This is a genomic window from Streptomyces sp. CB02959, assembly GCF_002803155.1.
In the GTDB taxonomy this organism is placed as follows: Bacteria; Actinomycetota; Actinomycetes; order Streptomycetales; family Streptomycetaceae; genus Streptomyces.
Map to the genome: position 1 here is coordinate 266,138 of NZ_NNBP01000008.1, position 25,251 is coordinate 291,388.

Below are 25,251 nucleotides of genomic sequence, written 5' to 3' on the forward strand. Positions count from 1 at the left end.
CGCCACGGCGAGCGGGAGTTCGGCGCCGGCCACCCGTTCATGTCCTTCCGGACGCTGGACATCTCCCGCGACCCGCGCGAACAGGGCTTCGACCCGGGCAGCTTCGACGTCGTCTTCGGCACCCACGTCCTGCACGCCACACCGGACATGGACCGCACCCTGCGCAACATCCGCAACCTGCTCCGCCCCGGCGGCCTGCTGCTGGTCAACGAGATCACCCGGTTCTCCGACTTCCTCACCCTCACCTTCGGTCTGACCACCGGCTGGTGGATGTACGAGGACGCCGCCCGGCGCCTCCCGCACTCGCCGCTGCTGGCACCGGCCCAGTGGCGGGACACCGCGGCGGCGGCCGGACTGCGGACCGTCCGCACCCGCGGCCTCCCCGGCATCCCGGTCGACGAGCTGGAGCAGTCGCTGGTGGTCGCCGAGCGCCCGGCCGAGGACCCGGCCGACGCGGGCGGGCCGTCCGCGGAGTCCGTACGCGGCTATGTGAGCGGGGTGTTCGCGGAGATCCTCAAGTACGGTGCGGCCGACCTGGACCCGGCGGCGACCTTCGAGAACTTCGGAGTGGACTCGCTCGTCGGCCTCAACCTCATCGACCGCTTCGAACAGGACCTCGGGGACCTGCCCGCGACCCTGCTCTTCGAGTACCCGACGATCGACCGGCTGGCGGAGTACCTGGCGGCGGAGCGGCGGGAGCGGCTGGCGGCAGTGCTGACCCCGGAACCCCCACTCGCGACGACGCCGACCGACCGTCCCCCGACGACATCGGCCGCAGCGCCTCCGGCATCGGCCGCACCGCCTGCGACCTCGGCCGCACCGCCTCCGGCATCGGCCCCGGAACCGACGGCAACGCCGACCCCCGCGGCCGCCCCCGCACCCCCGCCCCTCCCCGCGTCCCAGGACATCGCCGTCATCGGCGTCACCGGCCGCTATCCCCGGTCACCCGACCTCGACGCCTTCTGGCGCAACCTCGCCGAGGGCCGTAGCTGCATCACCGAGATCCCCGCCGAACGCTGGGACTGGCGCGACCACTTCGACCCCGAGAAGGGCAGGAAGCACCGCAGCTACAGCCGTTGGGGCGGCTTCCTGCACGACATCGAGATGTTCGACGCGCCGCTCTTCGGCGTGCTGCCGCGCGACGCCGCCGACCTCGACCCGCAGGAACGCCTCTTCCTGGAGACCTGCTGGGAACTGCTGGAGACCACCGGCCACCTCGGCACCCACACCCACGAGCCGGAGACCGGGGTCTTCGCCGGGCTGATGTACGGCGAGTACGGGCTGCTCTCGGCGGCCACCGACTGGCCCGAGGGCCGCTACGTCACCGGCCACTCCGCCTTCTGGTCGATGGCCAACCGGGTCTCCTACACCTTCGACCTCCAGGGCCCCAGCCTCGCCGTCGACTCGGCCTGCTCCTCCGCGCTCAGCGCCATCCAACTGGCATGCGAGAGCCTGCGCCGCGGCGAGTGCCGGATGGCCATCGCCGGCGGCACCAACCTGATCCTGCACCCCGCCCACTACGCCGCCCTGTGCGCCCGCACCATGCTGTCCGCCGGCGACGCGTGCCGGGTCTTCGACGCCGGCGCCGACGGCTTCGTACCCGGCGAGGGCGCCGGTGCGGTCCTGCTCAAACCGCTGGACCGGGCCGAGGCCGACGGCGACACCATCTGGGGCGTCATCAAGGGCGCGGTCAGCAACGCTGGCGGCAAGGTCAGCGGCTACACCGTGCCCAACCCCAACGCCCAGGCCAAGCTGGTGCAGGAGGCGCTCCGGCGCTCCGGTGTGCACCCGCGCACGGTCTCCTACGTCGAGGCGCACGGCACCGGCACCGCGCTCGGCGACCCGATCGAGATCGGCGGGCTGACCAAGGCGTTCCGGGCCGCCGGGACCGCCGCGTCCGACACCGGCCACTGCGCCGTCGGCTCGGTGAAGTCCAACATCGGCCACCTGGAGGGCGCGGCCGGGATCGCCGCGGTGACCAAGGTGCTGCTGCAACTCAAGCACCGCACCCTCGTACCCACCATCAACCTCGACACCCTCAACCCGAAGATCGATTTCGCGGGTTCGCCGTTCCGGCCGCAGCGCACCGCCGAACCCTGGGAGCGGCCGGTCGCCGACCTCGGCACCGGTGCCCGGGCCTGGCCGCGCCGCGCCGGAATCAGCTCGTTCGGAGCGGGAGGAGCCAACGTGCACATGGTGCTGGAGGAATACCGCGGCCCCGGCCCGGACCCGGCCGGCACCCCGGACGCGGTCGCCGAACCGACCACCGCCACCGGGGAACCGGAACTGTTCGTGCTGTCCGCCCTCGACCGGGCCACCCTCGCGGTGCACGCCGGACGGGTCGCCGACTTCCTCGACGGCCCCCAGGGCGCGGCCACCCCGCTCGCCGACCTCGCGCACACCAGCCGCATCGGCCGCCGGGAACTTCCGGAACGCCTCGCCGTGACGGCCACGTCACACCTCCAACTCGCGGTACTGCTACGGGAGTTCGCGCGGGACGGGGAGGTCTCCTCGGAGCCGGGGGCGGTCTGCGTGGGCACGGCCGTCAAGGGCGGCCCCGCGGACGGCCCGGACGGGGACGCCGTCGCCGCCGCGCTGGCCGGGCGCCGATGGGCCGGACCGGCCGCGTACTGGGTGCGCGGCGGCCGGGTCGACTGGCGCGAGGTGCCCGGAGCGGCGGCCCGCCGACGGGTGGCCTTCCCGCCGTACCCGTTCCGCCGCAGCCGCCACTGGGTGACCGACGACCCCCGGCACCTGGCACCCGGCGCGGTGCGGACGGTCCCGGCGGAGGCAGCCGGTGACACCACGGCGGCCCCGCATCAGGAGGCGGCTCCCGAGCAGCCGCCGGCCCCGCGGGCGGCGGCGGACGCGCACCCCGCGCACACCCCGGCCGAAGGCGTCGCCCGGGCCCCGCAGGGGGATCCCGCCCCCGAGCCGCGGCCCGCGCCCGCCCCCCTCCCGCCCGGCGCCGTCGAGCGCCGCGCCAACCACCCCGCCCTCGCCTTCGCCGACCACCACCGCATCGCCGGGGCCCGCTGGGTGCCCGGAGTGGCCCTGCTGGAGGCCGCCCGCGAGGCGGGCCCGGAAGGCGGCCTCGGCTTCCCCTTCCGTATCGGTTCGGTGCGCTGGCTGGCACCCGCCGACCTCGACGCCGGCACCCGGCGGATCGCCCTCGCCTACGCCGACCGCGCCGGAACCGGCACGACCTTCCAGATCACCGACCCGGACGCCGACGGCCGCACCCTCGCCCGCGGCATCCTCACCGCGGGCGGCCCGGACGCCGCACCCGAGCCCCCCGGCCGCCTCGACCTGGCCGCGCTGCGCCGCCGCTGCCCCACCCCGCACGACCCCTGCGAGTTCTACGACGCCTTCGCCGACAGCGGCCTGGAGTACGGCCGTCCGCTGCGCACCGTCGCCGGGCTCCGGTCCGGCGACGGGGAGTGCCTGGCCCGGCTGAGCCTGGGCCGGGTGCTGCGCCGGACCGGCCCGGCCTTCGCCCTGCACCCCGCCCTGCTGGACGGCGCCCTCCAGGCCGTCTCGGCACTGTGTACCGGCGAACGGAGCTATCTGCCGGTCGGTGTGGCCGAGCTGCGGGCGTACGGGCCGCTGCCCGCGGACAGTTGGGCGTACGTACGCGAGGTCACCCCCGACGACCGGACCACCGGGCACCGCCGCTTCGACCTCCGGCTGACCGACGGCGAGGGCCGGGTGCTCCAGGCCGTCGACGGGCTGGAGATCGCCCCGCGCGACGCCGCACCCGAGCCCACCGAAACCCGCTACCTCCGGGCCGAGTGGACCCCGGCCGCCCGCCGCGCCGCCGCGGACCGCCCGCCGCGCACCGTCCTCGTCCTCGGCACCGACACACCGACCCGCCGCGCCCTGGCCCGCCGGCTGACGGACCACGGCAGCACCGTCCTGTACGCCACCGACGGCCCGGACTTCACCGCCCCCGAGGACGACGGACAGCCGCACCCCACCTACACCCTCCGCACCGACGACCCCACCCACCACACCCGGCTGATGGCCGAACTGGCCGACCGGGGGCAACTCCCCGAGGCCATCGTCCACCTGGCCACCGCCGAGGCCGATGCGGACGCCGTGGCCGGTCGCGAGCTGCCGCCCGTCCTCTGGTCCGCGGTGGCGGTCCTCGCCCGGCCCGAACGCCCCGCCCTCCGCCTGGTGTACGCCCACCCCGCGGGCCCCGACGGCCCCGGCACCGCCGACCCCCGGCACACCGCCATCGGCGGCACCCTGCGCACCCTCGCCCTGGAACACCGCAAGTTCGCCGGAGCGCGACTCGAACTCCCTTCACGTCACGCGGAGTTGGAGTCCGATGCGATCGTGGCGGAACTGGCCGCCGCCACCCCCGGCGTCGTCGAGACCGCCTACGCCCCCGACGGCACCCGCACCGAGAAGCGCCTGGCGCCCTGCACCCCGCCGGATGTCCGGCTGTGCGACTTCCCGCTCCGGGACGGCGGCACCTATCTGATCACCGGTGGGGCGGGCGCCCTCGGGCTGCACTTCGCCGCCTTCCTCGCCGACCGCGCCCGCACCGCCACCCTCGTGCTCACCGGCCGCTCCCGGCCCGACGCGGTCACCGCCCGGCGCCTGGACGAGCTGACCGAGGACGGCGTACGGGTCGTCCACCGGCGCACGGACCTCCGTGACGCCGCCGCCGTAAGGGAGTTGGTGGCCTCCGTCACCGCCGAGTACGGCCCGCTGAACGGGGTGATCCACGCGGCCGGTGTCACCCACGACGCCCGCGCGGTCGCCAAGACGCCGGACCAGGTCACCGCGGTACTCGGGCCCAAGGTGCAGGGCACTCTGCACCTCGACACGGCCACCGCGGACCAGCCGCTGGACTTCTTCGTCCTCTTCTCCTCCATGTCGGGCGAGTCCGGCAACCCGGGCCAGACCGACTACGCCTACGCCAACGCCTTCCTCAACGCCTTCGCGGTCCGCCGCGAGGCCCTGCGCGCCGCCGGCCGGCGGTCCGGCCGGGGCCTGTCGATCGGCTGGCCGCTGTGGGCCGACGGCGGGATGACCGTCGACGACGCCACCCGCGAACTCTTCGTCCGCACCTGGAACATGGTGCCGCTGCCCACCCGCGCCGGCCTGCTGGCGTTCGTCCGGGGCCTGGCGTCGGAGCTGCCGGCGCTGTGCGTGGTGGAGGGGCTGGTGCGCGACGACGCACCGGACGCGGAGCCGGCCGCCGCCGCCCCGGAGCCGGCCGCCGCGGAACGGCCGGTCGCGGAACCCTCCCTGGACGGCGCGCGGCTGCGCGACCTCGTGGAGCGCGAGGCCCGGGTGCTGGCCTCGGGGTTCCTGCTCGTCGACGAGACGGACGTGGACGTCCGAGCCGAACTGCTGGAGCTGGGCTTCGACTCGATCACACTCACCGAACTGGTCAACAAGGTCAACGAACGGTTCGGCCTCGACCTGCTGCCCACCGTCCTCTTCGAATGCCCCGACCTGGCGTCGTTCGCCGCCTACTTGGTGGCCGAGCACGCCGTCGAGCTGTCCCGGCACTACGGGGACACCGGACCGGCGGAGACGGCGACGGAGACCGCGACGGAGGTGGAGGCGGTGACGGGGACGGTAACGGAGGTGGTGACGGGGACGGATACGGAGACGGTGCACGCGGCGCCGACCGTCGCCCTCGCTCCCACCCCCACCCTCACCCCCGTCCCCACCCCCACCCGTACCGAGATCGCCATCATCGGTATCGCCGGTACCCTCCCGGGGGCCGACGACCCCGACGCCTTCTGGGAGCACCTGGCCGCCGGGGACGAGCTGGTCGGCCCGGTGCCCGAGGACCGCACCGCGATCCGCGCCAACCCGGCCACCCGCGATCTGCGCGGCGGATTCCTGGACTCCGTCGACGCCTTCGACGCCCGCCTCTTCGGCATCTCGCCCAACGAGGCCGCGCTGATGGACCCGCAGCAGCGGCTGTTCCTCCAGACCGCCTGGCGGGTCTTCGAGGACGCCGGGTACCGCCCGGCCGATCTGGCGGGCTCCTCGTGCGGACTGTTCGTCGGCGTCGCCACCCACGACTACGACGACCTGCTCAAGGAGAGCGGCATCCCGGTCCAGGCGCACACCGCCACCGGCATCGCCCACTCCGTCCTGGCCAACCGCGTCTCGTACCTGCTGGACCTCAACGGGCCCAGTGAGGCCGTGGACACCGCCTGTTCCAGTTCCCTGGTGGCCATCCACCGGTCGGTGCGCGCCATCCGGGACGGCGAGTGCGAACTGGCCGTCGCGGGCGGGGTGAACGTCATCCTCACCCCGGGACTGCTGGAGTCCTTCAGCCAGTCGGGGATGCTCAGCCCGGACGGCCGCTGCAAGACCTTCGACGCGTCCGCCGACGGCTACGTCCGGGGCGAGGGCGTCGGTGCGGTGCTGCTCAAACCGCTGGTCCGGGCCGAGGCGGACGGCGACCACATCTACGCGGTGATCAAGGGCAGCGCGGTCAACCACGGCGGCCGCAGCAACTCCCTCACCGCACCCAACCCCGACTCCCAGGCCCGGGTGATCGCCGCGGCGGTCCGCGAGGCGGGCATCGAGCCCGGCACCATCGGCTACGTCGAGGCGCACGGCACCGGTACCCGGCTCGGCGACCCGATCGAGACCGAGGGCCTGAAGAAGGCGTTCCGCACCCTCCACGAGGAGCGCGGCGAACCGCTGCCCGACACCGGGCGGATCGCCCTCGGCGCGGTGAAGACCAACATCGGCCACCTGGAGACCGCGGCCGGGATCGCCGGTGTCCTCAAGGTGGTGCAGTGCATGCGCCACCGCGAGCTCCCCGCCAGCCTGCACGTACGGGAGCTCAGCCCGTACCTGCGGCTGGACGGGACGCCGTTCCGGATCAACGACCGGCACCGCGCCTGGGAGCCGGCCCACACCGCCGACGGGCGTCCGGTGTGGCGCGCCGGGATCAGCTCCTTCGGCTTCGGCGGGTCCAACGCCCACCTGGTCCTGGAGGCGTACGACGGCCAACTGCCGTCCTCCGTGGACGAGTTCATCCCACGGGTCGTCACGCTCTCGGCCGGCGACGACGAACGGCTGCGGAGCTACGCCGGACGGCTCGCCCGGCATCTGCGCCGCTTCCCGGAGGCCGACCCGGCCCGGGTCGCCCACACCCTCCAGACCGGGCGCACCGAGCACCGGCAGCGGTTCGCGGTGGCGGTCCGCGACCGGACGGAGCTGCTGCGGGCGCTGGAGACGTTCGCCGCCGGGGAGCTGCCGGACGGCGCGCTGACCGGCACCGCCCGGCGCGGCGCCCCGGCGGCCGGCGGCGACGAGGACCGCGAGCTGCTGATGAAGCTGTGGTGCGAGGGCGCCGAGGTGCCCTGGCACCGGCTGTGGACGTCGGTGCCGGGGCGGATCCCGCTGCCGACCGCGCCGTTCGCCCGTACCCGCCACTGGTTCGCGGCACCGGCCGCCGAGCCGCAGACCACCACCGACGCACCGGTCCGACCGGCCCGACCCGTCCGAGCGGCCCGACCGGCCCCATCGGCGCGACCGGCCCGACCGGCCCGACCGGCCCCTGAGGAGACCGTGATGGAAACGCCCACCCCGATCCGCCCGACGCACCCGGCGCGGCGCGGGCCCAAGGTCCGGCTGGCGGCCCCGGGCGGCGCCCGACCCGCCCCGCTCGCGCCGGCCCAGGCCGCACCCGCCCAGGCCGCACCCGCTCCAGCCCCGTCCGCTCCGGTCGCACCCGCTCCCGTCGCCCCTGCCCCCGCCCCTGCCTCTGCCGCCGCAACCGCTGCCGGTCCCGACGTCGCGGCCCTGCTGCGCGGTCAGCTCGCCCACCTGCTGGGCATGGACGTCGACGAGATCGACGACGACGCGCCGTTCGGTGAGCTGGGGCTCGACTCGATCTACCGGATGGACCTGGTCCGCACGCTCAACGAGACCTTCGGCCTGGAGCTGAAGGCGGCGGAGCTCTACGACTACGACACGGTCGGCCTGCTGAGCCGGTTCGTCGCCCCGCTGTGCGGGGGCCCGCGCGGGCCGGTCACCGCCCCCGCCGCCCCCGCACCCGAGGCCACCGCGCCCGAGGCCCCCGCACCCGAGGCCCCCGCCCCCGCCGCCCCCGCACCCGAGGCCCCCGCGGCCCCGGCCGCCGCCCCGGCCCCCGAGGAGCGCTCCTTCGAGGACGTCCTCCAGGACGCCATCGCCGCCGAACTCGGCCGCCCCTTCGACCCCCGCGAGACCTTCACCGACAACGACTTCAGCTCGTTCGACATGCTGCGGGTGGTCGCCGCCCTGGAACGCGGCTTCGGCGCGCTCCGCAAGACCCTGCTCTTCGACCACCCCACCCTCGACCGGCTGGCCGCCCACCTCACCGAGACCCACGGCCCGGACGCCGCCCGCCTGTTGGCGACCGCCCCGACCACCGACGCGCCCCCGGCCGAACCCGCCGCCGCGGAACCGCCGCGGTACGACGGCGGCGCCCTGGTCATCGCCAAGACCGACCTGCCGGACCACCCGGAACTCGCCGCCGCCGTGGCCGACCTGGAGCGCCGCCACGGCCGCGAGGGCGGACTGCCGGGCCGGGACATCGCCCCGCTGATCTTCCTGGGCGCGGCCCGCAACGCCTACTTCAACTTCTCCCGCCGCGGCGACGCCATGCTCACCTGGAGCTACGTCGGGCCCACCGAGGACATGCCGGCGCTGGCCGCCGAGTACGTCCGCCACGGGCAGGCGCACGGCATCGGCCCCAACATCGTCTCCCTGATCCGCCTGGAGGAGGCGGACGGGGTGCGGTTCACCGCCACCCCCTTCGGCGCCCTGCAACGCCTCGAAGGGATCGGGGACTTCACCCTCGAAGGCGGCCGGATGCAGCGCCTGCGCTACATGATCCGGAAGTTCGAGAAGGCGGGGGAGTGCCGCACGGTCGAGTACCCGGTCGGCTCCGACCCGGACACCGACCGGTCGATCACCGAGCTGATCGACCGCTGGTGCGAGGCCAAGGACATGGTCAACCCGTACGTGCACACCGTGCGGGACGAGATCGGCCGGGGCATCCTCGCCCCGCGCCACCGGATGTTCCTGACGTACGTGGACGACCGGTTGGTCAACGCGGTCATCGTCACCAAGATCCCGTCCGAGGACGGCTACCTGCTGGACCTGGAGTTCTACCCCAAGGACGCCCCGCTCGGCGGCCTCGACCACACCGTGGTGAAGATCATCGAGCAGACCGCGGCCGAGGGCTGCACGGTCTTCAGCTTCGGCGGCAGCTTCGGCGCCAAGGTCTGCGAGTCACCGAACGCGGCACCGGAGGCCGAAGCCGCACTGGAGGAACTGCGCTCCCGCGGGATCTTCACCGGCGACGGCAACCTCCGCTTCAAGAACAAGTTCCGCACCGAGAACCTGCCCCTCTACCTCTGCCAGCCCGCCGACACGGCCCGCACGGACGTCTCCCGGCTGATCCTGATGATCGCCAATCCGGAGGTGGCGGCCCAGGGGGACGCCGCGGACGACGACCAAGCCACCGCCGACGGCCCCTCGCCCGCCGCCGCGCGGACCGCGACGCCGCAGCCCGCCACACCGCCGGCCCCGCCCCGTACGGCACCCCCGGCCACCCGCACGGCACCCCCGGCTCCGGTCTCCCAGGCGCCCCACGTTCCCCAGTCACCCAACACCACCCAACCGCCCCACGCCCCCCAGCAGCCCACCGGCCCCCGGGACCAGCACCTCGCCGCACACGGCTGGAACCCCCTCCACCTCCCCGCCTCCGCCGTCGACTTCGACCTGCTCAGCGACTCCTGGGCCGAGCTCGACCGACCGGACGTCGCCGCCCGCACCGCCGCCCTGCGCGCCGCGGCCGAGCACCGCCCCACCGGCCAGACCCTCGACGGCCTGGACCTGCTGCCGTTCTCCTGCGTGGTGCCCACCCCGTCCGGCCGGGCCGCCGAGGCCGCGCTGTGCCGCGCCTGGCCGCACCGCGGACCCGTAGTCCTGCACAACTCCCTCTTCCCCACCTGGTACTTCAGCCACCTCGACCACGGCTTCACCCCCACCGCGGTACGCCGCGCCGCGGACCGGGACCCCGTCTTCCGCGGCGACCTCGACCTGACCCACCTGGACGCGCGGCTGGCCGAGGACGCCGGCCGGATCGCCTTCCTGTGCGTCGAGGTCAGCAACAACGCCGACGGGGGCGCCGCGCTCTCCTACGAGAACCTCGCCGCGGTCCGCGAGACCGCCGACCGGCACGGCGTCCCGCTCGTCCTGGACGCCACCCGGGTCCTGGACAACGCCGTACTGATCACCGAGCACGAGGACGACCACCGCGGCCGCGAGGTGCTGGACGTGGCCCGCGACCTGCTCGCGCTCGCCGACGCCGTCACCATCAGCCTCTCCAAGGACTTCGGTGTGGACACCGGCGGCATCGTCGCCACCGACGACCCGGCCGTCGCCCACCACCTGCGCGAACGGATCACCCTGCGCGGCCCGGAGACCAGCCGCTCCGGCCGGGCGCTGGCCGCCGCCGCGCTCGCCGACACCGCCTGGGCGGTCCCGGCGGTCCGCGACCGGGTGCACCGGGTCGCCCGGATCCAGCGGGCGCTGGCCGCCGCCGGCGCCCCGGTGACCGACGGCACCGCCACCCACTGCGTCCTGCTCGACACCCGGCGGATGCCCGCCCTCGACGGCCACGCCCACCCGGTTCCGGCCGCCCTCGCCTGGCTCTACCGGCACACCGGCATCCGGGCCGCCGCCCACCTCGACGCCCGCGCCGACGGTCCGGCCCTGATCCGGCTGGCCGTCCCGGTCGGCCTCACCGACACCGAGACCGACGAGATCACCGCCCGTCTCACCGACCTGTTCGCCGGCCCCGCCGTCCTCGACATCCCCGACCTGCTGCCGGCGCCCGGCGACGGGCCCGCGGCCCTGGCCTGGTACCACCCCCTGGACCGGGTCCCCGACGACATCCGGCAGGCCATGGTCGAGGGCCACCAGGCCGAGAACGACAACTGGACGGTGCTTCGCGAGCATCAGCCGGCCACCGAACGGCACCTGGTCCGGCTGCCGCAGGGCGCCGGCGGTGGCGACGTCGAGGTGTTCACCGCGGGGGACGGGCCGACGCTGCTGCTGATGCTGCCGTTCAACATCGGCGCCGGTTTCTACGGCCCGCAGTTCGCGGCGCTCACCGACCGCTACCGGGTGACCGTCGTCCACCACCCGGGCGTCGGCTCCACCACCGCCTGCGAGGACCTGACCTGCGAAGGGATCGCCGACCTGGGCCGCCGCACGCTGGACCGGCTCGGGGTGCGCGGCCGGGTGCACGTCGCCGGGGCCTCCTCCGGCGGACTCACCGCCCAGACCTTCGCCCTGCGCCACCCCGACGCCACCGCCTCGCTCACCCTGATCGGCAGCTCGTACAAGCTCGGCAACCGGTCCGGCGAGGTCAACCGGCTCACGGTGGTCGCCGGCGAGGACTTCGACCATGTCGTCGCGCAGAGCGGATCGGACCGGCTGGCCCGCGAACGCGCCCGCTACGAGCGGCAGTTGCTGCGCTGCGAAAGCATGGACCCGCAGACCGGGCTGCGCTACCTCGACGTCTTCGCGGCCGCCCCGAACCTGCTCGCCCGGCTCGGCGACATCACCGCGCCCACCCTGCTCGTCCAGGGCCGGTACGACACCGTGATCCCGCTGAAGACCGCCCACCTGCTGCACGGCGCCATCCCGGACGCCACCTACCAGGAGATCCCCGACGCCGGGCACTTCCCGAGCCTGACCAGCGCCGACGCGTTCAACGCGGCGATCGCCGCCCACCTGGAGCAGCACCCGGCATGACTGGACGGAGACCCGGCATGACCACCACACCCATACCCGTAACCGCGTCCGCGCTCACCGCGCCGGCCCTCGACATCCGCCAGGAGGTCAAGCGGACCATCACCGTCCGCCCGGGGATGTGCGGCCCCAACTCCCTGTTCCAGGGCCAGCTCGGCGACTGGACCTGGGAGACCGTCAGCGCCCTGTGCGGCACTGACGTCTTCGCCGCCCGGGACACCGCCGGCAACCCCACCTACCTGGCGTTCTACTACTTCCGGGTGCGCGGCAGCCGCACCCTGCACCAGGGCGCGCTGACCTTCGGCGACCGGCTGACCGTCACCTCCGGCTGCTACGACCAGGGCAGCGAATCGGTGCTCACCCTGCACCGCCTGGACCGCACCGGCACCCCCGGCGCCGACCGGCCGCTGGACCTCGCCGAGTTCTACGACCACCCCCGCGAAGGCTCCCTCTACGTCGAGAACTTCAACCGCTGGGTCACCCGCAGCACCCCCGGCAGCAACCAGGACCTGGTCAAGGCGTCCCCGCCCGACTTCCGCCACGAGGGGCTGCCGGCCCTGCCGGTCCGCTACTCGCCGCGCGCCGTCTACCGCCGGGCCCGCAGCGAGCACACCTTCCGCGACCGCGCCGACCGCGGCTACCGGCCGCTGCCCGGCATCGGCCTGGTCGAGCACCCGGTCGACCTCACCCGGGACGTCAACGGCGTCGGACTGCTCTACTTCGCCTCGTACTTCGCCCTCGCCGACAAGGCGGCCCTCGCCCTGTGGCGGCAGCGCGACCGGTCCGACGCCGCGTTCCTGCGGCGCACCGTCCTGGACCAGAAGATCTGCTACCTCGGCAACGCCGACCTCGACTCGGTGCTGGTGCTCAGCGCCACCTCGCGGGTCAGCACCACCGACCCCGGCGACGAACTCACCGACGTCGTCATCCGCGACCGCGGCACCCAGCGGGTGATCGCCGTCAGCACCCTGCACACCGTCCACGACCCCGAGGGGGAAGCAGCATGACCCAGGCACCGACCGCCCACAGGGCCGCGACGGCGGAACTGGTCCGCGCGGTCGTCACCGCCATCCTGCCCGGCACCGACCCCGAACTCGTGGGCGGCACACGCCACTTGAAGGACCTGGGGGCGGACTCCGTGGACCGGGTGGAGATCATCTCGGAGCTGATGGCGCGCACCGGCACCGACGCCCCGATGTCCGCCTTCAGCGAGCTGCCCGACATCGACAGCCTGATCGACTTCCTGAGCGGAGCGCAGCGATGACCGCCACCGCCGGCGCCACCGACCGAACGGCCTACGGCATCGAGGCGCTCAACGTCTGGTGCGGCCTCGCCAGGATCACCACCGCCGACCTCTTCGCCGGCCGCGGCCTCGACCCGGCCCGCCTCGGCAACCTGATGATGACCGAACGCTCCATCGGCCTGCCGATCGAGGACCCGGTCACCAACGCCGTCAACGCCGCCCGCCCGCTCGTCGACGCCCTCCCGCCGGAGGAACGCGACCGCATCGAACTGGTCGTCACCTCCACCGAATCCGGCGTCGACTACAGCAAATCGCTCACCTCCTACGTCCACGAACACCTCGGCCTGAACCGCCACTGCCGCCTCCTGGAGGTCAAACAGGCGTGCTTCGGCGCCACCGCCGCCCTCCAGACGGCCGTCGGATACCTGGCGTCCGGCATCTCACCCGGCGCCAAGGCCCTGGTCATCGCCACCGACGTCGCGGTCGTCGACGAGAAGGCCGAGTACTCCGAACCGGCCGCCGGACACGGCGCCGTCGCCCTCCTCCTCGGCGACGACCCGCGCGTCCTCGCCCTCGACCTGGGCGCCTTCGGCAACTACAGCTACGAAACCCTCGACTCCGCCCGCCCCTCGCCCCGCTTCGACATCGCCGACGTCGACCGCTCCCTCTTCGCCTACCTCGACTGCCTCAAGCACTCCTACGCCGACTACGCCTCCCGCGTCGTGGACGTCGACGTCACCACCGACTTCGACCACCTCGTCATGCACACCCCGTTCGCCGGGCTGGTCAAGGCCGGCCACCGCAAGCTGATGCGGGAGCACGGCGCCGCACCGCACGCCATCGACGCGGACTTCACCCGCCGGGTCGCCCCGTCCCTGGCCTACCCCAGCGTCGTCGGCAACCTCTGCTCCGGCTCGGTCTACCTCGCCCTCGCCAGCCTGCTGGACTCCGGCGCCGTCACCGGCCCGCGCCGGATCGGCCTGTTCTCCTACGGGTCCGGCTGCTCCTCGGAGTTCTTCAGCGGCGTCGCCGACGAGCGCTCCGCCGCCGCGGTCGCCGCCCAGGGCATCAAGGCCCACCTGGACCACCGCGCCCGGATCACCTTCGACGAGTACCTGCGGATGCTCGACCACAACCTCCGCTGCCTGGAGCCGGTCCAGCACCGCACCGTCGACCCGGAGCCCTGGGAGCCGATCCTCGCCCGGGTCGCCGACCGCAAGGAGATCCTGACGTTCACCGGCGTCAAGGACTACCACCGCCAGTACGCCTGGCGCTGAACTTCCCCTTCCCGTAAGGAGATTCACCTTGTCCGGCGCATGGATAGCGGGGCGGACCGACGCCACCGGCTCCGCCCCGCGGCTCTTCTGCTTCGCCCACGCCGGCGGCGGCGGAGCCTTCTTCCACCCCTGGCGCACCGCACTGCGCCCGCACGTCGAGGTCTGCCCCGTCGTCCTGCCCGGCCGCGAGGGCCGCGGCCGGGAGACCCCCTACACCCGCATGGGCCCGCTCATCGAGGACCTCGCCGACGGCCTGGCACTCCACCTGGACCGCCCGTACGCCTTCTTCGGGCACAGCCTCGGCTCGATCGTCGCCTACGAGACCGCCCGCCTGCTGCGCGACCGCGGCGCCACCGGCCCGGCCGCCCTGCTGGTCTCCGGCCGCCGCGGCCCGTACGCCCCCACCGACCGCCCCGCCGTCCACCACCTGCCCGACGAGGAGTTCCTCGCCGAGGTCACCGGGCTCGGCGGCACCCCACCGCAGGTCCTGCGCCAGCGCGAGCTGCTGCGGCTGTTCCTGCCCGCGCTGCGCGCCGACTACGAACTGAACGAGACCTACCGGCCCGTCCCACCGCCCGCACCCGCCCTCACCTGCCCGGTCTTCGCCTACACCGGCGACGCCGACCCGCTCGCCTCGCCCCACCAGGTCGCCCGCTGGCGCGACGTGACCAGCGGCGACTTCCTGCTGCGGGTCCTCCCCGGCGACCACTTCTACCTCAAGGAGGCCCCCGACGGCCTGATGACCGCCCTGCGCACCGCCCTGTCCACGGTGCACCGGGAATCGACCACCGCTCAACGACCCCTTCGTACGGTCGGGACCTGAGCTTCGGGTCGATCGCCCTGGGGAGGCCACATGAACCCGTCGTCACACGTCTTCGCACCCACCGGATTCCGCGCCCGGATGCACGGCGTGCTCTACAAGGACTCGGTGCGGGCCTCCACCGTGACGGTCGACCGCAACCAGAACGCCTACAGCTGCGGCGACCAGGACCGCAACGTCTACTACGTGGAGAGCGGCCAGATCAAGACGGTGATGTTCTCCCGCTCCGGCAAGGAATGCCTGCTGCGGATCTACACCCCCGGGGACCTCTTCGGGGAGCTGTGCTCGCTCGGCGGCGTCCGCGCGGAATCCGCCACCGCGATGCGCGACAGCGTCGTCCGCAGAGTGCCCTACGGGCAGTTCCTCACCGCCCTCACCGAAGAGGGCCTGGTCGACGCGTTCATCAACCACCTCACCCGGCGGCTGGCCGAACAGCAGCAGTCCATCACCCACCTCGTCACCGTCGACAGCGAACAGCGCCTGGGCGAGATCCTGCTGGACCTCGCCCGCAAGCTCGGCAAGGGCGACCGGCAGCGGCCCCGCATAGAGGAGCGGATCACCCACGAGGAGCTGTCCGGCATGGTCGGCACCACCCGCTCCCGCGTCGGCCACTTCCTCAAGCGCTTCCGTGACGTCGGCCTGGTCGAGGTCACCCCCGAATCCCACCTGGTCGTCGACCAACGCCGGCTCGCCGCCTACCTGGAGACCCGGTCCGCCTAGACAGGAGCAACCATGCGCGTCCTCTTCGCCACCAACCCGCACATCGGCCACACCTTCCCGACCATCGCGCTGGCCTGGGCGCTGCGCTCCGCCGGGCACGAGGTCCTGCTCGCCACCACCGGCGACGGTCTGACCGCGGCCGGCGCCGGACTCCAGGTCGCCGACGTCGCCCCCGACTGCGACATGGCCGCCCTCCGCACCACCATCGCCGCCGAATGCCCCGACATCGTCCGCCGGCTCACCGAGAACCCGCCCCGCGACCTCAGCCTGATGTCCGTGATGTGGGCCCGGATGGCCGCCGGCGAACTCGGCGACGGCACCGTCGAAGTGGCCCGCGCCTGGCGGCCCGACCTCGTCGTGCACTCCCAGATGTGGAGCGCCGGCACCCTGGCCGCCGCCGCGCTGGGCGTCCCCGCGGTCAGCCACGGCTACGGCTTCGCCCGCAGCGGCGACCTGGAGACCGCCCAGTTCACCGACCACATGGCCGACGCCCGGGAACGGCACACCGCCGCCCGGCTCCCCGCCCGCCTGGTCCTGGACGTGGCACCGCCCAGCATGGTCACCCCCGAGCCCGGCGGCCGCACCGTGCGCTACGTCCCCTACAACGGCGGCGGCGTCCTCCCGCCCTGGCTGCTGGAGAACCCCGGTCGCCCCCGCATCGCGGTCACCCTGGGCACCATGGCGCCCAAGCTCACCGGCCTCGGCCCGGTCGAGCACCTGTTCCGCCACGCCCCCGACGTCGACGCCGAGTTCGTCCTCGCCCTGGGCGACATCGACCTCAGCTCCCTCGGCGACCTCCCGGCCAACGTCCGCCCCTGCGGTTGGCTGCCGCTCGGCGCCCTGCTGCCCACCTGCGCCGGCATCGTCCACCACGGCGGCGCCGGCACCACCATGACGGCGGCCGGCGCCGGCGTCCCGCAGCTGATGCTCCCCGACGGCGCCGACCGCCACATCAACGCCGACGCCGCCACCGCCCGCGGCCTGGCCCTGGCCGCGGCGCCCGAAGACCTCACCCCCGACCTGCTGCGCCGCCTGACCGAGGACGACAAGCTGGCCCACGCCGCCGCCGAGGTCCGCGCCGAGACCGCGACCCTGCCCGGCCCGGCGGACCTCGTCCCCGACCTCGTCCGGTTCGCCACCGCCTGACCCGGCGGCCCGGCCCCGCCCCACCCACCCAGCCATCACGAGGTGACAACCCCATGTGGGACCAGCAGTTCGAGCAGCTCGTCCGGGACCGCCTGCCCGGCCTCGACCCCGGCACCCCGCTCACCGCGGACCTCTCGCTGCCCGCCTTCGGCCTCGACTCCATGGCCACCGTCGGCCTGATCGTCGCCCTGGAGGAGACCTACGGCCTCGCCCTGCCCGAGACCGTGATCGCCCCCGCCACCTTCGCCACCCCCGGTGCCATCTGGACGGCCCTGCGGCCGCTGATCACCGCCGCCGGCAGCGGAGCCGGCCGATGACCACGGCCGGCCCGGACACCCCCGTCAAACGCCTCCACCACTGGTTCCTCGACGGTCTGGCCCGCAACCCGCACGGCACCGCACTGCGCCTCAACGACCGCCGCTGGACCTACGACGAGGCCGACCGCACGGCCCGCTCCTGGGCAGCGGCCCTGCACACCGGGCCCCGCCCGCCCCGCCGCGTCGGCATCCTCGCCGCCAAGTCCGAGGAGAGCTACCTCGGTTTCCTCGCCGCCCTGTACGCGGGCGCCACCGCCGTCCCCCTCAACCCCGAGTACCCGGTCGCCCGCAACCAGGAGATCGCCGCGGCCGCCGCCCTCGACGCCCTCGTCGTCGACCCGGCCGGCGCCGCGCAACTCGACGCGCTGGCCGCCGCCGCCCACCCCGCCGTCGTCCTCGCCCCCCGCCACGACCGGTGGGCCCCCGCCGCGGCCGGCACCCCCGTCCGCGTCCCCGACCCCGCCGCCGACCACCCGCCGGCCACCGGCCCCGACGACGGCCCGGCCTACATCCTGTTCACCTCCGGCTCCACCGGCCGCCCCAAGGGCGTACCGATCCGGCACGGGAACATCTCCGCCTTCCTCGACGCGACCCTGCCGCGCTTCGACTTCGGCCCCGACGACACCTTCGGCCAGGTCTACGAGCTCACCTTCGACCTCTCGATGTTCGAGGTCTGGGCCGCCTGGGCTTCCGGCGCCTGCCTCACCGTCCTCAACCGCCTCCAGGCCCTCAACCCCCGCCGCTACCTCCGCGACCACCGCATCACGGTGTGGACCTCCACCCCGAGCCTGGTCGCCGCGGTCCGCACCCGCGACCTGCTCCGCCCCGGCGACCTGCCCGGCCTGCGCCACACGGTCTTCTGCGGCGAGCCGCTACCGGCCGAGAGCGCCGCGTACTGGTGCACGGTCGCCCCCCACACCGTCCTCGACAACCTCTACGGCCCCACCGAACTCACCGTCGCCTGCACCGGCCACCGCTGGGACCCGGCCACCGACGCGCCCACCGGCACCGTCCCGATCGGCCGGCTCCACCCCGGCCTGCGCGGCCTCCTCCTCGACGAGGACGGCCGCACCGACGCCACCACCGGCGAACTCTGCGTCACCGGGCCCCAGATGTTCGACGGCTACCTCGACCCCGCCAACGACGCCGGCCGCTTCCTCGACCACGACGGCCACCGCTGGTACCGCACCGGCGACCGGGTCCGCCGCACCGCCGACGGCGGCCTGGTCCACCTCGGCCGCAGCGACGGCCAGGTCAAGATCCAGGGCTACCGCATCGAACTCTCCGAGGTGGAACGGGCGGTGCGCACCGCCGCCCCGCAGTCCGACGCCGCCGCCTTCGCCGTACCCGGCCCGGCCGGTCCGGTCCTGGTCGCGTTCGTCCTCGGCGAGGACACCCCGGACCTGACCGCACTCGCCAAGCGGCTCGCCGAACTCCTGCCGCCGTACATGCTCCCCAAGCACCTGTGGGCGCGGCCCGACCCGCCGCTCAACCCCAACGGCAAGACCGACCGGCTCCGCCTGCGCGCGGAGGCCGCCGACCGGATCTGAGCAACGCGATACGGGGCAGATCGGGAATCCCGGTCCGCCCCGTACGTGTGCCCGCGGCACGGATATGACGCGTTGTCGGTTCAGCCCGGGGTGAGGCGGGGGGCCGCCGCCACCACCTCCCGCGTCCAGGCGTGGCGGGGCGCACCCAGCACCTCGGCCGCCGGACCGTCCTCGACCACCCCGCCCCGGTCCAGCACCAGCACCCGGTCCGCCAGCCGCGCCACCACCCCCAGGTCATGGCTGACCAGCAGCAGCCCCAGGCCCAGGTCCCGGCGCAGCTCCGCCAGCAGCCGCAGGATCTCCGCCTGGACCCGGACGTCCAGGCTCGCCGTGATCTCGTCGCACAGCAGCACCTCGGGCCCGGCCGCCAGCGCCCGGGCCAGTGCCACCCGCTGCCGCTGGCCGCCGGACAGCCCGCCCGGCAGCCGGTCCGCGCACTCCGCCGACAGCCCCACCAGCCCCAGCAGCCGCCGGGTCTCGCCGGCCGCCGCGTCCCGGTCCAGACCGCGCAGCACCCGCAGCGGGCGGGCGATCGCCGCGGCCACCGTGCGCCGCGGATTGAGCGAACCGGTCGCGTCCTGCGCGATCAGCTGCACCCACCGCCGCTGCGCGACCGACCGGTCCCGCAGCCGCGGGGCCACCGGCGCCCCGGCGAGCTCCACCACGCCCTGATCCGGCCGGTGGTGCCCGCTCAGACACCGCACCAGCGTCGTCTTCCCGGTCCCCGAGGCCCCCAGCAGCGCGACGCACTCGCCCCGCGCGACGGCGAACGACACCCCCGCGGCGGTGGTCACCCGGCGCGCGCCGCGGCCGTGCCCGGCCCGCAGCCCGCGGACCGCCAGCACCGGACCGGCACCCGCCGGACCACCGGCCGTCCGGGCCGACGGCCCGCCGGCGGGGGAGCGGTCCGGCCGGTCGCGCACCGCCTCCGCCACGTCCGGTACCGCCCGCACCAGCTCCGCCGTGTACGCCGCCCGCGGCCGGTGCAGCACCTCGTCCACCGGGCCGTCCTCCACCAACCGGCCGCCGCGCAGCACCGCCAGCCGGTCGGTGAGCCGGGCCGCGGCGGGCAGGTCGTGGGTGATGAACACCAGCGTCAGCCCGCGCTCCGCGGCCAGCCGGCCGATCTCGTCGAGCACCCGGCGCCGGGTCAGCACGTCCAGACCGGTGGTCGGCTCGTCGAGCACCGCCACGGCCGGATCGGCCGCCAACAGCCGCCCCAGCGCCAGCCGTTGCTGCTGACCACCGGACAGCTCGTGCGGGAAGCGCCGCAGGAAGTCCCGTCCGGCGGGCAGCCCGACGCTCTCCAGCGTCCGGGCCACCGCTTGCGCGGAGCGCTCCGGGGCCAGTTCGCCGATCAGCGCGCCCACCCGCATCGTCGGCGTGAGCGCCCCCGCCGGGTCCTGCGGCAGATACCCCACCGTGTGCCGCCGCACCGCCCGCAGTTCGCGGCCGGACAGCGCCGCCAGGTCCCGCCCGGCCACCCGGACCCGGCCCGCGGTGATCCGCAGACCGGCCGCGGCGCCGCCGTCGGCCGGCCGCAGGGCGCCGAGCAGCGCCATCGCCAGCGTGGTCTTCCCGGACCCGGACTCACCCACCACGCCGAGCGCCTCCCCGGACCGCACCCGCAGGGACAGACCGTCGAGCACGGGCCGCCCCCGGGGGTCGGCGACAGTCAGCGCCTCGATGTCGAGCAGCGGTGCGTCCCGGTGTCCGCCGGGCCGGGCGCGCTCCCCGCGCACGGCGCGAACGGTGCCCCCGGTGCCCCCGGTGTCCCCGGTGTCCCCGGAGCTTCCGGAGCCCCCGGTGCCCGCAGTCCCCACAATGCCCACAGTGCTCACGGTGCGATCCTCGCGGTCAGTCGGTCCAGGCCGAGGTTGACGGAGACGGTGAGGACGGCCAGCCCGGCCGCCGGGGCCGCCACGCCCCAGGGCGCCAGCGTCACGCCCTCCATGTTCTGGCTGATCATCGCGCCCCAGTCGGGACTGTCCGGCCCGAAGCCGAGGAAGCCCGCCGAGGCGGTCAGGGCCACCGCGACGGCCAGCCGGGTGCCGGCGTCGGCGAGCACCGGGCGCACGATGTTCGGCACGATCTCCCGGGCCATCACCGCCACCGGCCCGTCCCCGAGGGCCACCGCCTGGTCCACGTAACCGGCGTGCAGAACCTGCGCGGTGGCGGCCCGTGCCACCCGGGACACGAACGGCACCCCGGTCACCGCCACCGCGGTCACCAGCGTCCCGGTGTGGTAGCCCCAGCCGTACAGCAGCACCAGCAGCACCAGTACCGGCGGCAGCGCCAGCAGCAGGGTGTCCAGCCGTGCGACCAGCGCCGCCGGCCGGCGACCGGCATACGCCGCCAGGACGCCGATCGCCGTCCCCAGCACGGTGGTGACGGCGGTGGCAAGCAGCGGGATCAGCACCAGCGGCCGTCCACCGGCCAGGAACCGGGCCCACACGTCCCGGCCCGCGCCGTCCGTCCCCAGCAGCCCCGCGCCGTGCGTCTCGTAGGGGGCCGCGACGATGCGACCGGGATCCAGCGGCGCCAGCCACGGGCCGGCCACCGCGAGCACCACCACCGCCAGCAGCGGGAGGAGCGGCAGCAGCGCCCGCACCGCACCGGCCGGCCGGTGCCGCCCGGTGCGGTGCGGGCGCGCCGGGTCCGGCGGCGGACCGGGTTCGCGCAGCCGCGCTGCCCGCACCGTGCTCATCGCGCCCTCCGCAGCCGCGGATCGACCGCCATCCCCACCAGGTCGGCCAGCACCAGCCCGCCGACCACCGCGGCCGCCATCAGCAGCCCGACGCCCTCCAGCACCGCACTGTCGTGGTGCTCCACCGCCGCCACCAACTCCCTTGACAATCCTGGATAGTTGAAGACCTGCTCGACCACCGCGGTACCGCCGACCAGGGCGCCCGCCAGCCAGCCGAAGACCTGCGCACAGGGCCCGGCGGCGGTCGGCAGCAGATGCCGTACCACCACCCGCCGCTCGCTCAGCCCGGCCAGCCGCGCCGCCGCCACATGCGGGGCCGCCGCGGCATCGGCCACCGCCGCCCGCACCATCCGGCTCGCCCATGCCGCCGAGAACAGCGTCAGCGCCGCGACCGGCAGCACCAGCACCTCCGGCCGGGCCAGCGGCGACGCCCCGAACGGCACCAGCGACACTGCGGGCAGCACCCCCAGCCACGACGCGCACACCAGCACCAGGATCCCCGCGGTCACGAACTGGGGGAGCGACACCAGCACCACCGCCCCGCCCGACAGCACCCGGTCCAGCCGCCCGCCCGGCCGCAGCCCGGCGGCCAGTCCGACCGCCAGTGCCAGCAGTACCGTCAGCGCCGCGCACAGCCCCACCAGCAGCAGGGTGTCCGCCAGCGGCCCGGCGATGATCGCGCGCACCGGACGCCCGTCCGCGGTGCTCCGCCCCAGGTCCCCGCCGAGCGCCGCCCCGATCCAGTCCGCGTACCGCACCACCAGGGGGCGGTCCAGGCCCAACTGGGCGCGTAACTGCGTGAGTTGACCTGCCGTGGCGGAGCCGCCGAGGGCCGACGCCGCGGCGTCCCCGGGCAGCACCTCCGCCGCCGCGAACAGCACCGCCGACGCGGCCAGCAGGGTCGCCGCGGCACCGGCCAGCCGCCGCCCGCACGCCACCGCCGGCGGCACCAGCGACCACCGCCGCACCCCGCGCGCCCGCGGCCCGTTCATCCGCGTACCGCCGCCCGTGCGAACAGCGGCACCGACTGGCTGACCGCCACCCCCGACAGTCCGGGCACCGCGGCGTCCACCTGCTCCTGGAACCCCCACAGCAGATCCCCGCCGGAGGCGTACAGCCCCTGCTGGATCGCCGCGAAGCGCGCCGCCCGGCGGTCGTCGTCCACCGTCGCCTGGGCCGCCGCGAGCCGTTTCCAGTGGTCCTCGGCCAGGCCCGTGACGTTGAAGAACGCGCCCTTGGAAGTGGTCGCCGACAGGTGTACCGCGGCCGGCCGGTTGGTGTAGTAGAAGGTCTGGAACGGCGCCCGGGCCAGCCCGGGAAGATCCGCGTAATAGGTGTCCGCCGGAACCTGCTCCACGTTCAACGCAACGCCGGCGTCCCGGAGTTGCTGGCCGAACAGGCGGGCCGCCGTGACGAGGCCGGGCACCGTGTCCGCCGCCCGCAGGGTCAGTTCGCGCACCCCCGCGCGGGCGAACAGCCGCCGCGCCTCGGCGACCTCCCGCCGCCGCGGCCCCGCCCCGGCGGCGTAACCGGGCAACTCCTTGCCCACCAGGTCGTCGCCCCGAGTGCCCAGTCCCTCCAGCACCCGCCCCACCAGCGCGTCCCGGTCGGCCGCCAGCCGTACCGCGCGCCGCACGTCCGGATCGTCGAACGGCGCCAGCCGCGCGTTCATCGCGAACGACAGCGCGTTGGAGTTGGCGGCGCCGCCGCGCAGGATCCGCACCCCCGGGTCGGCCCGCTCGGCCCGCGCCCCGGTCGCCGAGATCCCCATCGCATAGTCGATCTGGCCACTCTTCAGCGCGTTCAGCCGGGCCGCCGGATCGGCGATCCGCACCAGCTCGATCCGCTCGAACGACGGCCGCCCGCCCCAGTAGCCGCGGTTCGCCACCAGCCGCAGGTTCTTCCCGTCGTTCTCCTCCAGGCGGTACGGACCCGAGCCGATGCCCTTGGTGAAGTCCCGGGTCCCCTCGGGGAACACCGGCGAGAACACCACCAGCACCGACTCCCGGAAGTCCCCCCGCGGCCGGTGCAGCCCCACCCGCAGCGTGGTCGCGTCCACCACCTTGATCCGCGCCGGATCCAGATCGGCGAAGACCGAGGCGCGCTTGGACGGCGGGGCCGCCAGCGTCCGCAGCGAGTACGCCACGTCCGCGGCCCGCACCGGCGCCCCGTCGTGGAAGACCGCGTGCTCGTGCAGGCGGACGGTCCACTCGGTGGCGTCCGCGTTCGGCTCCACCGACCGCGCCAGCCCCGGCACGTACCGGCCGCCCTGCAGATACATCAGCGAGTCGTAGACGTGGTACAGCGCCACATAACTGGCACCGAACCCCGCATCGCGCGGATCCAGCCCGGTGCTGCCGGTGGCGTCGCCGGCCCCGACCCGCAGCAGCGCCCCGTCGGCCGCCACCGACGCCGAGCCGCCGCCCCGCGCTCCGCTGCACGCCGACAGCGCCCCGGCGCCCGCGGAGGCTCCCGCGGCGGCCGCGGTCCATTGCAAGAAGCGGCGTCGAGCGACGCCGGAAACCCGGGACATGGCAGTTCGGCTCCTCGGACACGGGGACGGATCCCCCGAGCCTGGGCGCGCCGCCAGCGGCCGTCTGCTCAACTTTGCACGCCCGCGCCGCCGTTCGTCCCGCGCGCCCGGCACCGATCGGCCGCCCAGGCGCCGCGTACCGCCCGATGCTCAGTTATGAGCGGAGCGCCCGCGAGCGGGCCGGGAACATCGGCCCCGGAGGTGGCTCTTGTGCGTGGAATCCTTCTCGCCGGCGGCACCGGCTCCCGGCTCTGGCCGATCACCCGGGCGGTGTCCAAACAACTGATGCCGGTCTTCGACAAACCGATGGTCTACTACCCGCTCAGCACCCTGGTGATGGCGGGCGTCAGCGAGGTGCTGGTGATCACCACACCCGAGGACCGCCCGCAGTTCCAGCGGCTGCTGGGCGACGGGCACCCGTGGGGCCTGCGCCTGGAATACGCGGTCCAGCCCGAACCCCGCGGCATCGCCCAGGCGTTCCTGATCGCCGAGGACTTCCTCGCCGGGGCGCCCGCCGCACTGATCCTGGGCGACAACATCTTCCACGGCGTCGGCCTCGGCCGCCGGCTGCGCGACCGCGGCACGGTCACCGGCGGGCGGATCTTCGCCTACCCGGTCGCCGACCCCAGCGCCTACGGCGTCGTCGAGTTCGACCCGGCCGGGCGGGTGCTCTCCATCGAGGAGAAACCCGCCCTGCCGCGCTCCCGCTACGCCGTACCGGGCCTGTACTTCTACGACGGCGCGGTCGTCGACATCGCCCGCGGCCTGCGCCCCAGCGCCCGCGGCGAACTGGAGATCAGCGACGTCAACACCGCCTACCTGGAGCGCGGCCAACTGCACGCGACCCTCCTCGACCGCGGCACCGCCTGGCTCGACACCGGGACCTTCGACTCCCTCGTCCAGGCCGCCGAGTTCGTCCGGGTCATCGAGGAACGGCAGAGCCTGAAGATCGGCTGCGTCGAGGAGGCCGCCTGGCGCGCCGGCCTGATCGACGACGCGCAACTGCGGCGCCTGGCCGAACCGCTGTGCAAGAGCGGCTACGGCGACTACCTGCTGCGGCTCCTGGACTGGGAGGCGCAGCGGCACGCGCAGTTCGCCGACCGGCTGGTACCGGTGGCGGGCCGGTGAGCCACATC

Annotated in this window: 14 protein-coding genes (1 of these 14 running past the window's edge); 10 read left to right on the top strand and 4 right to left on the bottom strand. The window is 74.8% G+C overall.

Going from position 1 to position 25,251, the window contains the following annotated elements:
* The 9 genes in view from CG747_RS48020 to CG747_RS15950 are tightly spaced (at most 53 nt apart) and all read left to right on the top strand, a layout consistent with a single transcriptional unit that may run on beyond the window.
* Positions 1-11,805, top strand: partial view of an SDR family NAD(P)-dependent oxidoreductase gene (locus CG747_RS48020; RefSeq protein WP_180985556.1) — the 3' portion only. It extends 10,665 nt beyond the left edge of the window; the window shows 11,805 of its 22,470 coding nt (coding positions 10,666-22,470); its start codon lies off the left edge, out of view; the stop codon is at positions 11,803-11,805.
* A gap of 17 nt (positions 11,806-11,822) precedes the next feature.
* Positions 11,823-12,809: an LnmK family bifunctional acyltransferase/decarboxylase gene (locus tag CG747_RS15915; RefSeq protein WP_100602374.1), complete on the top strand. Its 987-nt coding sequence runs from the start codon at positions 11,823-11,825 to the stop codon at positions 12,807-12,809.
* Positions 12,806-13,066: an acyl carrier protein gene (locus CG747_RS15920; RefSeq protein ID WP_100602375.1), complete on the top strand. Its 261-nt coding sequence runs from the start codon at positions 12,806-12,808 to the stop codon at positions 13,064-13,066. The genes CG747_RS15915 and CG747_RS15920 overlap by 4 nt, the downstream gene beginning before the upstream one ends.
* The gene (locus CG747_RS15925; protein WP_100602376.1) at positions 13,063-14,322 is read left to right on the top strand and encodes a hydroxymethylglutaryl-CoA synthase family protein; all 1,260 of its coding nucleotides are present in this window, start codon (positions 13,063-13,065) and stop codon (positions 14,320-14,322) included. Before CG747_RS15920 ends, CG747_RS15925 begins: the two co-directional genes overlap by 4 nt.
* 28 nt (positions 14,323-14,350) lie before the next feature.
* On the top strand, positions 14,351-15,145 hold the full coding sequence (locus CG747_RS15930) for a thioesterase II family protein (protein ID WP_100602377.1): 795 nt from the start codon (positions 14,351-14,353) through the stop codon (positions 15,143-15,145).
* 30 nt (positions 15,146-15,175) lie between these two features.
* Positions 15,176-15,862, top strand: coding sequence for a Crp/Fnr family transcriptional regulator (locus tag CG747_RS15935; protein WP_100602378.1), 687 nt, complete (start codon positions 15,176-15,178; stop codon positions 15,860-15,862).
* A gap of 12 nt (positions 15,863-15,874) precedes the next feature.
* Positions 15,875-17,008, top strand: a complete 1,134-nt coding sequence (locus tag CG747_RS15940; RefSeq protein WP_100602379.1) for a nucleotide disphospho-sugar-binding domain-containing protein — start codon at positions 15,875-15,877, stop codon at positions 17,006-17,008.
* Positions 17,009-17,061: 53 nt separating this feature from the next.
* Positions 17,062-17,325, top strand: a complete 264-nt coding sequence (locus tag CG747_RS15945; protein ID WP_100602380.1) for an acyl carrier protein — start codon at positions 17,062-17,064, stop codon at positions 17,323-17,325.
* Positions 17,322-18,875 (top strand): D-alanine--poly(phosphoribitol) ligase, encoded by a 1,554-nt coding sequence (locus tag CG747_RS15950; RefSeq protein ID WP_100602381.1) that lies wholly within the window; start codon positions 17,322-17,324, stop codon positions 18,873-18,875. The genes CG747_RS15945 and CG747_RS15950 overlap by 4 nt, the downstream gene beginning before the upstream one ends.
* 80 nt (positions 18,876-18,955) lie before the next feature.
* On the opposite strand, the gene CG747_RS15955 is transcribed toward CG747_RS15950, so the two are convergent.
* The 4 genes from CG747_RS15955 to CG747_RS50700 all read right to left on the bottom strand — a co-directional run bounded on the left by CG747_RS15955 (position 18,956) and on the right by CG747_RS50700 (position 24,115).
* On the bottom strand, positions 18,956-20,617 hold the full coding sequence (locus CG747_RS15955) for an ABC transporter ATP-binding protein (RefSeq protein ID WP_219621462.1): 1,662 nt from the start codon (positions 20,615-20,617) through the stop codon (positions 18,956-18,958).
* A 95-nt stretch (positions 20,618-20,712) separates the two neighbouring features.
* Positions 20,713-21,582: an ABC transporter permease gene (locus CG747_RS15960; protein ID WP_100602382.1), complete on the bottom strand. Its 870-nt coding sequence runs from the start codon at positions 21,580-21,582 to the stop codon at positions 20,713-20,715.
* Complete coding sequence (locus CG747_RS15965) at positions 21,579-22,574, bottom strand: ABC transporter permease (RefSeq protein WP_100602383.1); 996 nt, start codon at positions 22,572-22,574, stop codon at positions 21,579-21,581. Before CG747_RS15965 ends, CG747_RS15960 begins: the two co-directional genes overlap by 4 nt.
* Positions 22,571-24,115 carry an ABC transporter substrate-binding protein gene (locus CG747_RS50700; protein ID WP_100602384.1) on the bottom strand — a complete coding sequence of 515 codons (1,545 nt, stop codon included), beginning with the start codon at positions 24,113-24,115 and terminating at the stop codon, positions 22,571-22,573. The genes CG747_RS15965 and CG747_RS50700 overlap by 4 nt, the downstream gene beginning before the upstream one ends.
* A 210-nt stretch (positions 24,116-24,325) precedes the next feature.
* On the opposite strand from CG747_RS50700, the gene rfbA reads away from it, so the two are divergent.
* Positions 24,326-25,243, top strand: a complete 918-nt coding sequence (gene rfbA / locus CG747_RS15975) for a glucose-1-phosphate thymidylyltransferase RfbA (RefSeq protein ID WP_100602385.1) — start codon at positions 24,326-24,328, stop codon at positions 25,241-25,243.
* The last annotated feature ends 8 nt before the right edge of the window (positions 25,244-25,251 follow it).